This window comes from Campylobacter lari, assembly GCF_001017575.1.
GTDB classification, from domain to species: Bacteria; Campylobacterota; Campylobacteria; order Campylobacterales; family Campylobacteraceae; genus Campylobacter_D; species Campylobacter_D lari_C.
Genome location: NZ_CP011372.1, coordinates 578,670 through 589,953, shown reverse-complemented (window position 1 = coordinate 589,953; position 11,284 = coordinate 578,670). Strand labels below are relative to the sequence as shown.

Genomic DNA, 11,284 nt, shown 5'->3' with positions numbered 1-11,284 from the left:
CCATAAACTTTAACTAGCCCAAACTTCTTTTAAGTTATTTTCTCTATTTTGTCTTCTTCTAAGCTCCTCTTGTGCTAAGTATTTGTTAAAATTGTAAGCATCTTTTTGAAGCTCAAAATTCTTTTTTGCCATTTTCTGCTCTTCATATCCACCCCAAAGTCCTCCGGCAAGTCCACCAATGTCTATAAGCCTATCAAAATTAGTTCTTGCTCCATTTTTTGCTATTTCTTTATTCCCCCATTTACTAAAATTATCAAAACCTTTGCTTAGAAAATCAGTAAATGAAAAACTATCAACCTTTGGAGCCTGAGCTTTAACTAAGTTTTTTGAAAAATCAAAACCATTATTCATTAATGCTGCAAAATTCATTAAATACCCCTCTTTAAGCTAAAGATAATAATTCTTTTCCTAAATCAATATTAGAAATATCATCACCTTTTTTTATTTTTGAGTTAAAATCACTCTCGCCACCTGCGTAATTTGATCTAGGTAAGCTCTCATCTGCCTTTTTACTAATATCTTTTTTATAAACCATAGCCAAAAGTGTTCTCCAGCTTTGTAAATCTCCACTTGCTAATCCACCAAGTTTGTTTGCTAATTCTCCCATAGTTTTTAAGTCAGCATTTGGATACTCTTTTCTAATTGTTCTTTCAACCTCCATGTATTTAGCACGCAAGCTTTCTTCCTCATCTTTTTGCTTAGCTTTTGCTTCTAATTCATCTAGTTTTTTAAGCCTTTCATCAATTCCTCCAAGCCCTAATTGCTTTAAATACTCTTTCCTTTCTTCTTCTTCTTTACTTGGCTTATTTTTATTATTAAGCAGTGCTAAGCTTTCTTTTAAAGTTTTAATTTCATTTGCTTGCTCTTTTAAAAGTTTAGATAAATCTTGATTATTTTGTTCATCTTGTTCTACTTGCTCTACTTCTTGTTCTTCCTCTTTGTTTTGAGTGGTTTCTTCATTGTCATTAAGTGAGTTTAAAAGTTCATTTAAAGCATCATTTTCATTCATTTGTTCATTCATCATCTTCTTCCTTTAGTAAATTTATTATCGTGTCTAAAAAAGCCATTTGCTCTAAAGCTTTTAGCCTATACTCTGCTGTTTGTTGTTGGTTTTTTGCCATTGCAAAACATTCTTGGTATTTTTTATCTATAAAATCAACTAGCCTCTTACCTCCTTTTGTTTGTTGTATATCAAAATTTAAATCCAATAAAATCTTCATTGCATACCCTTGTTGAAAGCAAATAAAGAATTGACATTTTTTATCCCCAAAATAGGCAAAAGTTCTTTAACTAACTCTTCATTAGCTTTAACAATTCCATATGCACTTTGCATATCACCTATACTCATATACATTTGATAAAGTTGTGAAAATACTTGCATACTTGCTTGAAGTCCTGCTCTTCTAACTTCTTTATTCATAGCTCCAGTACCTGTTTGTATATTAAATCTAAAACTAGGTATATCCTCTCTTGTAAACCCATTAAAAAATTCATCATTTCCATACTTAAATACTAGTTTTGCAAATCTATCAAACAAAGGCTCTACAAAAGTCTCATTATATGATCTAATATAATCTGCACTTCTTCGACCACCTTCTTGTGCTTTTATGCTAATCTCAGTAGCAGTTTCATTTTGTGCAGTTTGCGCACCGTTATTTTGTGGGCTAACACCAGTAACCTCTGTGATTTCACTCTCTAAGAGTTCTAAATTAACCCCCGAGCTACTTATATTCGGTGTTGGCAAAAAACCAACACTTGAAGGCTCTGTAAGATATATTGGCTTGCCAACAGTCTCTAAGTCTTCTCTTGAAACTCCGGCAGATTTTTGAAGTATTATTTTTGGGTTTAATGCACTTCTCATTGCATCTATTAAAAGATTTCTTGTGATATTTATTTCCTTTTGCAAAGACAATGCACTTGACATAACAGGTTCGCCATAAGCACACACATATTCTTCATTGTCTATTGTTTTTAATTGTGGAAGCATTGACCCCCAAACAAAAGGCTGTCCATCTTCTAAAACCACATCATCGCGCAACAATTCCTCTTCTAAAAGTGTTGAAACAACCCATTTATCATCATCTTTTTTCACATAAATATCATATAACTTAACCTTTTTAAACTCTTCATTTTTGTCAAAATGCACATCTATATTTGTCTTTTGATAAAATCCTAATTTTTGCCTTTGCTTAATTTGTGCGTGTGAAAGATAAATCTCATTTACAATAAAACTGATATCATCATTATTTAAAGCATTTGGATCAAAATAAACCTCATCTATACCAACTCTTTCAATACGAGGCATACCCTTGTGCCAAGTTACTTTTGCTATTGATGTTCCTGTTGTTAAAACATCTAAAAATAAAGGCTGAAAGAGCTTAAACAAATTAATTTCTCCTGTATAAAAATCTAAAGCTCTTTGCCACATAGCTATAATTTGCTCATCTGAATTAATATAACTTTCAATATCTGCCATTCTCTCACTGTTAAAATACACATCATTTAAAGCAGTTATTAAATATTTAATTTTTGCATTAATCTTTGGTATAAAGATGCAAGATTTGTTTCTTTTTTCATAAATTTCTTTTTTTTCATTTTTTAATAAATATGCATCTTGCAAGGCAGAAAAATAAGGCTTGTATTTTTCATAAGCATTTTTACTTTCACTTATAAGTTTTACTAAATATGTAATTTTTTCTTCTTTATTTCTCATTATTAATTCTCCATATGGTAACTTTACTAAGCTTTGTTAGCTTAGCAATATCATCATCACTCACACCTTTTTCTTTTAAAATTTTCACCATTTCTCTCTTGTATTGCTTTTTAGAAATATTTCTAAAACCCCCAAAAAGATCTAATATCCACTTAGCCAAAATTATTTTTATAACATCATCTTCTTTCTTAGCTAACTCTTTAATTTTAAGCGGATCTATATTCTCATATACCATTAAAAACTCACCAGCCATCATAACTCCAATCTTCACTAGTATTGTTTTTTGGGTGCAATTTTTCAAAGAAAGTTAAAGCTAAAGCATCACTAGTATCAGGGCTTTTTCCGTAATCTTTTTTTATCTGTTCTTTTGCCTTTATCTTTAAAAGCCCCTTATCAGAATACTCATATTCAATCATGCGTAAATCTTTTTTTAGCTCATCATCTTTGATAATTTGCATATGTTTTATGTTTTTAGCCAAAGTAAAATACATTTGCGCTCTTTTGTTTAAGTATTCATTGTTAGTTGCAGAATTTGCAGAATTTGCCTCAAATACAGGCAAGCCATAATCACTCAATATATCATATACACCAACTCCAAGCCCACAAGTATCTATAAAAATACCTCGTGGCTTTTCCTTGTCTTTATTAAATTCTGCTAAAACAACATTTGCTAAAGCACTAATACTAAGCCCACTATATTTTTTAATTTCATCTACAACAAAACCTTTTCTTTTGACCAAAACGCTCTTATCATCTCCATATCTTGCTACATCAAGTCCCCATATATTGTCTCCTTGCATTTTTTGCATATCAAAACTAATAACATTCATACTTTTTTCAATATCACTTAAAGCAAAAAGTTCTGCACTAGAGTTATCTATAAAGTCTCCATAAATTTCTTGTTTAACTACTTCGCTATCTTCTCCGCCTACTTCTTCGATTAGCTCTTTGATTTGATCTTTACTCAAAAAAGGATTATCATAACTTGAGAACTGAAAATGTTTCCAATTTTCATCACTTAATTCTTTTTTACAAAGCTCATAAAAAAGATTTTTTCCTTTAGGAACTCCACCTATAATCGCTCTTGATTTAGGATTATCAAGCAACATAGGGCGTATGGCGTTGTACCAAAGATACTCCCCTTTAGAGCCTTTTAAGATAATTCCTGCTTCGTTTAAAATTACCAAATCATAGCCAAAGCCTTCTATATTTTCAGGTCTTTCAGCACTTCTCATATGAAGCACAGCATTATTTAAAATAAGTTTTTTATCTTGAACGCTCCAAGAATAAAATTCTTTTGGGAGTTTTTTTAGCTCAGGCATAAAGTAAAGCTCGAAATAATTTTGTAAGTTGCTTTGAACCGTGTCAACCCAAAGAACATTTAACCCCATTAAAAGATTTTCTATTACATATTTTGCACTTCCTCTTGTAAAACCCAATCTTCTACCCTTTGCTACTGTTATAAAGCGTGGATTTTTATCATCAAAAACTTTAAGTTGTGCCGGAGTGTAAGAAAAATCAAGTTTTAATTGCATTTAACTTCACTTCTTATGATTTCTATTTTTTGAACACTATCACTAACCACTTCTTGTTTATCTACATAGCCATGATTGTTTTTAAGCAAAAACATGCTTATGCTAGGAGTGTAAGTGCCTATCAAAGAATGATCTATTATAGAGCTAGCACATCTTTGTTTAGCCATTTGAATAATTTCTCCAAATTCTGCATCTTTCTCCCAAATACTAAGAGTTTTTGTCGTAACACCTAAAAATACAGCTAGACTTTCTATTGTCTTTGGCGCATAAATAGTTTTTTCTTTTGTTTCAGCAAGTGGTGTATTTGTAGCAAAAAACTCATCAACTTTTTGCTCTAACTCATCTTTTGTTAATACTTTATTGCTCATAAGATAATCCTTCCTTAAAATCATATTGGCTAATTTCTAAATCCAAAAAAGCCTTTTTAAAAGCAACAATTTCATATTTCCCTTTTAACACGTTCTTATCATTTTCAAACAGCGCATCCAATACGGCTTTTACGATATTATCTGCATCACCATGTTTTTTATTGTTAAAACCTATTTTTAAAGAAAACTCGTATTGCTTTTTAGAGTCAAAAGCTTGATTAGGGCTTATTCCATTTTGCTTTCTAAACTCAATTTGCAAGAGTTTTTTAAAATCTAAATACTTAAGATAATCTTTGCAAACAAACTTGGCTCTTTGAGTTGTTCTTTTATAAGGCACAGGGTTATTTTTAAGCTCTAATTTTAAAGAATAGCTCATCGTATTACCTTTTCTTTATTTTTGCTTAAATAATTAAAATTGGTGCTGGTTTTTTCTTTTAGTTTTTGAGAAAACTTTTCCAAATTTTGCAAGTGCAATATTTTTTCTTCTTCTTTTGTTTTTTGATGGCAAAGTTCTGTTTTTAATTCTATCTTTTGAATATCCAAGCTCAAATCTTTACCAACTCTATGCTGATTTTTAAACATGAAGTCTATAAGCGCCTCTTTAAAATACCCATCTTCCACCAAAGACCCATCGTGATATGTTAATTCTTTAAAGCCATTTATACATATTAAACAATCATTTGAACTATTTTCAAGTTTTACTTTATTTTTGAAACTATCATAAGCAAAATATTCATATGTAAAATCATTTTTATATAATCTAAAAAAAGCTCTTGACTTGTAATTTCTAAAAAGCCATTTTAAAAAACTTTCTTTATTCTCAAATCGTTCTTTAAACTCAAGTTGTGCTATCTTGCAAACAATTCTAAGTTTTTCATAAGTAGAACCGATGATTTTTTCACTCATACATGTCTCAAAATAATAATCTAAAAAAACATGTATATCTTTGACATCTTTTAAATATCTGCCCACTATATCCACCGCTTGAGCTTGATTAAGCTCTAACAAATTCATTAAAATTTTAACTTTTTCTTTCATTTCACCCTCAACTAATACTTACTACATCAATATATTTTTGTTCTTGACTATCTTCAAATCCATAATAATCCATCAAAGAGCTCACCACACAAGCTTCAGCCTCTTTTTTTCTAACTTTAAAAGCATTTTTTCTTAATGCATTTTCCTTTGCATATTTGAGCCAAGTATGTAAGCTACCAGCAACAGAAGCCATTTTTTTGTTGCCTCTCTTCCACTGCCTAACATCCCAATACTCTATAAAGTCTTCAGCCAAACTCTCATCAAAGCAAGTATTGTGTTTTTGATTAAAGGTATTAATCTGCTCCATTAGATCATCTACACTAGGTTTTTTAAATTTACCCATGCTAAACTCCTGTGTTTTTAAAGCTCCAAAATCAACAACAAAAAAAGTTCGCGTAGCGTTATTATTTTTATTTGTATTCTCTTTATTTTCTAAATTTTCTAAATTTATAAATTTATTATTATTTATATTTATATTATTTTCTTTATACGCGTGCGTGCGTGTTTCTATATATAGGGAATTTTCATTTTTTTCTTTTTCCGTATTCAAATTTCCGACTACGGAAGAAGTATTATTTTTAAATATTTTGCTTGGTTTTTTATCAGCACTTTTAAGCTTATATTCAGTTTTGTTAAAATGCTTAATTATTTCATTGTTTTCATCTTTTAAAATCCACTCATAATTAAATCTATGATAATTTGTTTTTTTAATTTGAAGTAGATTAAAATTGATTAATTCATCTTTAGCAAGTCTTAATCTTTGCAAGCTTATTCTTGTATCTTTTTTGATTAAAATAAGTTCTCTTAAGTAAATTTCACTTACTAAAGTTTTTTCACTCATTCTCTTAAGCTGTAAGTAAAGAGCCAAAGCATCCATACTTAAGCCACCATAAAAAATCGTATTAGCTACTTTTGTAAAACCTCTTCTAGCTCTAAGTGGCTTTTTATCTCCTAAAGCCACTTCTAAACTAGCTTTAAAATGCGGTATACTCATCATTTTTCCTTAATTTATTTCCTCTTGGCTGATTTATATTTATCTTTGAACTTTTGATGTAAAAAATGAGATAAAGAATAAATAAAAACTCCGATTAAAAATCCTATACTAAGACCCGAAAGCAAGTAGTTAATCACACTCATAAAACATCCTTAATTTTGTTAAAAAATTTAATGCGATAATTAAATGCCACCAGCAACCACAATCGGTTTAACTTCAATGCTATCTTCATAAAAAGCATTCAGCATTTTTAAAATCTTAGCTTGGTCACCTAAGTTATGCTTTCTCATGATTAAAAGTATTTCTTTTAAATCCATAGAAATATCTTCAATTCTTTTGTTTTGCTCTTTCACTCACACTCCTTTTTTGGTTTTCTTCCTCTTTTTGGTATATTTGTAAGATTAGAACGCACATCTACCCAAAACTCATGTGGAATTCCATATAACCTTTTAAACTCTATTTGTTTTTTAAAAGAAGGGCGTGTTTTATTAGTTCTAATTTTTTTAATACTTACCAATGAATAATGTTGTTTCATTAAATTAGTAAATTTCATAAAATCAATTTTTTTCATAACTGAAGTATAAAATAAAGAAACTTAATTAATATTTAATTTTGTTTCTAAATTAGGAACGATATTTGCATGAATAAAAGAGTATAATTTTTATACCAAAAAAGGAGATAATTTGGGAAGAAATGGTGATATATTTGATTTTGATTTTGATACCGAGAAATTTAAATTCTATCTAAAAAACAGAAGTAAAAAAGTAACATATCAAGACTTGGTAGAGATTTTGTATAAACATGGCATAGAAAGCACAGAGGCCACGGTAAAAAAATGGCTTATGACTAAAGAAGACAATAAAACTAAACCTAAGCCAAAATACATAAAAATTATATGCGAAGAACTTAACATACCATTTGATGAAATCATCATACAGGAAGTTTTTGAGAAAAACAACAATATTTTTAAAATACCAACTTTTGAAATGCCTGCAGGTTGTGGCTCTATGGGGGAATTCGACCCAAACTTTAAAATTGTCAAAGAAATAGATATACCAAAAATTTTTATTGAGCAAAAGTACCCAAACTCTAAGCATTTGAGAATTTTTAAATGCTTTGGCGATAGTATGCAGCCTAAATATAATAGCGGCGATTTTGTTATCGTGGACATGGTGGATGGTAGAAATATTATCAGAATTGATGGTATTTATGTCTTTAGACTTGATAAGGCAGTTTATGTTAAAAGATTGACATTTATGCCAAACAAAATAATAGCAAAAAGTATAAATCCTGATTACGAAAGCTTTGAAATAAATAAAAACGAGATAGAAAGTGGTGATTTTGAAATTTTAGGTAAAACTTGTGGAAGAATTGCATTTGAAGATGGACTTTTATTAAATAACCAAGGAATTTGCTAAAAAATAAGGAATGCGATGTTTTATAAATTAAACAAAGAATATTTAACAGAAGTGCTGAAAGAGAAAAAAATCAGTAGAAGTAAACTCGCTCAAATGCTAACAGACAACGGCTATGAAATATCATTAGATGGCATAGCCTATTGGTATAGATCTGAAAACAACCAACCTGAAAATTATGAAAATGTTATAAAAATTGCTCAAGTGTTAAATGTTCCAATAGAAAAATTAGCACCAATAAACGATAATATAAAAACAAATATAATTCCCTTGTTAAAAAAAGACAATCAAATCGAATTTAAATACTATCCTGATATTTCTGCTTCAGCTGGATATGGAGTTTTAGCACAAGATATAAATTATACTAGTATTTGTGTTGATGGAAGTTTTCTAAAAGAGATTTTAGACATTCCTATAAAAAAAAGCTACGATATTATAAAAATAAATGGCGATAGCATGGAGCCACTTTTAACACATGGAGATTTTGTTGTTATTGATAGAAGCAAAAATACTCTTGGCACTATATCGAGTGCTGATATAGTTATTTTTAGACAAGGCGAAGATCTATATTGTAAAAAAATTAAAAAAGAAGCTTTTTGCGATTTTATTTATTTAGTATCTGAAAACAAAGACTACAAAGAAGTTAAAATTAGCGATTTTGTGCAGTGTGAAATTATAGGGGTGGTTGTATCAAAAATGACAGTTGAAACCTTTAAAAATTTTATAGAAGTGGTGAGATGAATTTAAATAAAATAATAATCTATATAAAAAATCCTTTTATATTATCATATATTATAGGAATTTTTGTTCTTATTTTAAGTGTTAAAATCAATAATTTGATTATAATAACTATGGGATATCTTTTATTGATTATTCCAGCATTTATAGATTTATATAAAATTACCAAAAGAATTAATATTGCTAAAATATATAATTTGTTTGTTTTTTTTGGAGTATATCTTGTAGCTGAATTTTGTTCGAGAGATATAATTTATAATATAGTAGATCATACTCCAGATAGTTATAGTTATACTATTAATATTTTTAATATTATAATTATTATTCCAATAATAATTATATGTACAATGTTTGCTTTGTCGCTATTGTTTATAGCACACTTTTTAATACCAATGTTATCAGATATAACTAAGTCTTTATTTTTTTTAAATCTTAATTTTCTAGTCCAAAAAATTTTTAATTTCATAATAAAAACAACTCATTTTAAAAATAAATTACATATTGATTGTTTTGTATTTTTTGGAGTTACAACTATTTTACAGTGTTTAAGTTTTTTTATAATTGGTTATTTTTATGTATTTAATTTTTCACCTAATATTATTCATATAGCTTCATACTATAAAAATAACACAATATGTTCAAAAGTTCCACCTAATGCTTATATACATTTACTAGGAGATAATAAAGTTTCAATATCACCATTTAATGAAAAATTTGTATTTCATTTGGACAAAAATAGAGATAAATTTATAACTAGAGATTGTAATTAAGTAAGTATAGCGGTTTATATTTTCTAATGCCAAAATATTTTTAAATCAAATTGAAAAGGTGTAAAAAATTTAAATAAAATTATTAAAAAAATAAAACTAATTAAATTTTTAACAAAAAATTCGATATACTTTTTATCAATTAAAATTTACCAAGTTAGTTAAATTTGTTTAAATGAGTGTTGATTTTGAAAAATGGAAAATCGATTTGTTTTTTTTTGATGGATATACAAGGTTAAATGTTAAAATCAAATCCTGTAATTTTCAGAAATGATAATCAAATATAATTTTATAGAGTTCGTAGGGTGGATACAAAAATAAAAAAAACGGATGAATGGGAAGAAATAGGTATTAAAGATTTTAATGATGTTTTATATGCAGAAGAATTAAAATATGATAAAATAAACGAAATTTATAAATTACCAAATCATGAAATATGCACAAAAAAGAAAAATAGTAAAAGCCGTTTTAAATTAGAAATAGATCAAATAGTGATTGAAAGTGATAAAATAAAGATAAAAGAGGTTAATATGAAAAAAATAAAATATAAAGCTTTCATTCTTTATAAATCTATTTTAGAACAAAAAGAAAGACTTATTTACGTTTATAAAAAGAATAATGATACAATGTACATCCCAATAAAAAATAGAAATTATTTTATAAAGGAAGAAATAAAAAAACAATGAAAAATATTCTTAAATTACTTAATAAAAGAGAACAAAAAATATTGTTAGAAAATAAAAATCTTATTAGTAAGCTTTGGAAAATTATCCCAGAGTCAAACAAGCGACCAATGGGAGCAATGGAAGTTATTGATATTGTAAAAAAGGAAAATTCCTTATTAAATATTGATTCTATATGTAAAAAATTTAGCATTATTTTAAAGAAAAATATGAAGCTAAAAAAATATAACTCGAAATCAAAATTTGATGGCAGCAACATTACAATAGAATATAAAGACCAGAAAGAAATTCCTGAACAATTAGGGCATATATTTCAAAATTTCTTAAGTGGTATTTACTTCCAATATCCACCAAAATACAATTTAAAAACAATTGATTTTTATGAAAAAAAGGCTAAAAATTTTGCAAATAACTTAAATATGCTGATTGCAAGATACGAATTGATATGTGGTTTTAAAAAGCATTTTGAAATAAAAGATAGTTTTAAGAAAAAAATATATTTAGCCAAGAATAAGCAATATTTACCAATTAATAAAATACAAAATGAAAATGAAGAATCTAAAATTACCTATGGTTTTAGTAAAGCAGCTTGAATATAAGGAGTTACAATGAGAGAAATAGAATCTGGCATATTTAAAATTTTATCAATAGAAATAAAAAAATTTAATTTTGAACAAAATGGAGTGCCAGATGATTCTGGCACTATCAATTGTAAAAACAACATAGGTGTCATTGCGCATCAAAAAGATGACAAGAAAAAAGATATATTTTTAATCCAATTAGATTTAGATATTCAAGCAGATAGCGGTAATGAAAGTGTTTATAATATATCAACATCGATACTATCATTAATTGCTTTTGAAACTAAAGATGAACAAAATAAAATTCTTCTAAACAATGCTGTTGCAATAATGTTTTCATATTTAAGACCAATGATAGCCCAAATAACAATGCTATCTGGCTTCCCGCCTTATCACCTACAACCTGTTAGCTTTGAGGAATTTAGAGTTAAAATTATAAATGAAAAATAACA

Annotated in this window: 18 protein-coding genes; 6 read left to right on the top strand and 12 right to left on the bottom strand. The window is 27.7% G+C overall.

The features are described 5' to 3' along the window. Positions 1-9 precede the first annotated feature (9 nt). The 12 genes from CD56_RS08065 to CD56_RS03125 form a co-directional block, all read right to left on the bottom strand. Positions 10-369: a hypothetical protein gene (locus tag CD56_RS08065; RefSeq protein WP_052768362.1), complete on the bottom strand. Its 360-nt coding sequence runs from the start codon at positions 367-369 to the stop codon at positions 10-12. Positions 370-382: 13 nt separating this feature from the next. Further along, the gene (locus CD56_RS03170) at positions 383-1,024 is read right to left on the bottom strand and encodes a hypothetical protein (protein WP_052768361.1); all 642 of its coding nucleotides are present in this window, start codon (positions 1,022-1,024) and stop codon (positions 383-385) included. Further along, positions 1,014-1,220, bottom strand: a complete 207-nt coding sequence (locus CD56_RS03165; protein ID WP_047208152.1) for a hypothetical protein — start codon at positions 1,218-1,220, stop codon at positions 1,014-1,016. The genes CD56_RS03170 and CD56_RS03165 overlap by 11 nt, the downstream gene beginning before the upstream one ends. Next, positions 1,217-2,713, bottom strand: coding sequence for a portal protein (locus tag CD56_RS03160; RefSeq protein ID WP_047208151.1), 1,497 nt, complete (start codon positions 2,711-2,713; stop codon positions 1,217-1,219). Before CD56_RS03160 ends, CD56_RS03165 begins: the two co-directional genes overlap by 4 nt. Then, positions 2,703-2,966: a hypothetical protein gene (locus tag CD56_RS03155; RefSeq protein ID WP_039625751.1), complete on the bottom strand. Its 264-nt coding sequence runs from the start codon at positions 2,964-2,966 to the stop codon at positions 2,703-2,705. The genes CD56_RS03160 and CD56_RS03155 overlap by 11 nt, the downstream gene beginning before the upstream one ends. Next, complete coding sequence (locus CD56_RS03150; RefSeq protein ID WP_047208150.1) at positions 2,956-4,248, bottom strand: terminase large subunit domain-containing protein; 1,293 nt, start codon at positions 4,246-4,248, stop codon at positions 2,956-2,958. The genes CD56_RS03155 and CD56_RS03150 overlap by 11 nt, the downstream gene beginning before the upstream one ends. Then, a complete protein-coding gene (locus tag CD56_RS03145; protein ID WP_235375843.1) occupies positions 4,239-4,616 on the bottom strand; it encodes a DNA-packaging protein in 378 nt (125 codons plus the stop codon). Before CD56_RS03145 ends, CD56_RS03150 begins: the two co-directional genes overlap by 10 nt. Further along, entirely contained in the window at positions 4,606-4,992 is a 387-nt protein-coding gene (locus CD56_RS03140) for an endodeoxyribonuclease RusA-like protein (protein ID WP_039625747.1), read from the bottom strand. The genes CD56_RS03145 and CD56_RS03140 overlap by 11 nt, the downstream gene beginning before the upstream one ends. Then, complete coding sequence (locus tag CD56_RS03135; protein ID WP_047208149.1) at positions 4,989-5,654, bottom strand: hypothetical protein; 666 nt, start codon at positions 5,652-5,654, stop codon at positions 4,989-4,991. Before CD56_RS03135 ends, CD56_RS03140 begins: the two co-directional genes overlap by 4 nt. A gap of 7 nt (positions 5,655-5,661) precedes the next feature. Beyond that, the gene (locus tag CD56_RS03130) at positions 5,662-6,651 is read right to left on the bottom strand and encodes a hypothetical protein (RefSeq protein WP_235375842.1); all 990 of its coding nucleotides are present in this window, start codon (positions 6,649-6,651) and stop codon (positions 5,662-5,664) included. A gap of 179 nt (positions 6,652-6,830) precedes the next feature. Beyond that, complete coding sequence (locus CD56_RS08310) at positions 6,831-7,001, bottom strand: hypothetical protein (protein ID WP_158339224.1); 171 nt, start codon at positions 6,999-7,001, stop codon at positions 6,831-6,833. Next, on the bottom strand, positions 6,998-7,219 hold the full coding sequence (locus CD56_RS03125) for a hypothetical protein (protein ID WP_039625743.1): 222 nt from the start codon (positions 7,217-7,219) through the stop codon (positions 6,998-7,000). Before CD56_RS03125 ends, CD56_RS08310 begins: the two co-directional genes overlap by 4 nt. A 112-nt stretch (positions 7,220-7,331) precedes the next feature. Between CD56_RS03125 and CD56_RS03120 the strand changes: the two genes are divergently transcribed. The 6 genes from CD56_RS03120 (at position 7,332) to CD56_RS03095 (ending at position 11,282) form a co-directional block, all read left to right on the top strand. Beyond that, on the top strand, positions 7,332-8,066 hold the full coding sequence (locus CD56_RS03120) for a S24 family peptidase (RefSeq protein ID WP_047208147.1): 735 nt from the start codon (positions 7,332-7,334) through the stop codon (positions 8,064-8,066). Between the two features lie 15 nt (positions 8,067-8,081). Further along, entirely contained in the window at positions 8,082-8,804 is a 723-nt protein-coding gene (locus CD56_RS03115; protein WP_047208146.1) for a S24 family peptidase, read from the top strand. Then, complete coding sequence (locus CD56_RS03110; RefSeq protein ID WP_047208145.1) at positions 8,801-9,571, top strand: hypothetical protein; 771 nt, start codon at positions 8,801-8,803, stop codon at positions 9,569-9,571. The genes CD56_RS03115 and CD56_RS03110 overlap by 4 nt, the downstream gene beginning before the upstream one ends. A 302-nt stretch (positions 9,572-9,873) precedes the next feature. Next, positions 9,874-10,254 carry a hypothetical protein gene (locus CD56_RS03105; protein WP_047208144.1) on the top strand — a complete coding sequence of 127 codons (381 nt, stop codon included), beginning with the start codon at positions 9,874-9,876 and terminating at the stop codon, positions 10,252-10,254. Then, positions 10,251-10,844 carry a hypothetical protein gene (locus CD56_RS03100; protein WP_047208143.1) on the top strand — a complete coding sequence of 198 codons (594 nt, stop codon included), beginning with the start codon at positions 10,251-10,253 and terminating at the stop codon, positions 10,842-10,844. Before CD56_RS03105 ends, CD56_RS03100 begins: the two co-directional genes overlap by 4 nt. A gap of 15 nt (positions 10,845-10,859) precedes the next feature. Continuing rightward, positions 10,860-11,282 carry a protein-export chaperone SecB gene (locus tag CD56_RS03095; RefSeq protein ID WP_047208142.1) on the top strand — a complete coding sequence of 141 codons (423 nt, stop codon included), beginning with the start codon at positions 10,860-10,862 and terminating at the stop codon, positions 11,280-11,282. The last annotated feature ends 2 nt before the right edge of the window (positions 11,283-11,284 follow it).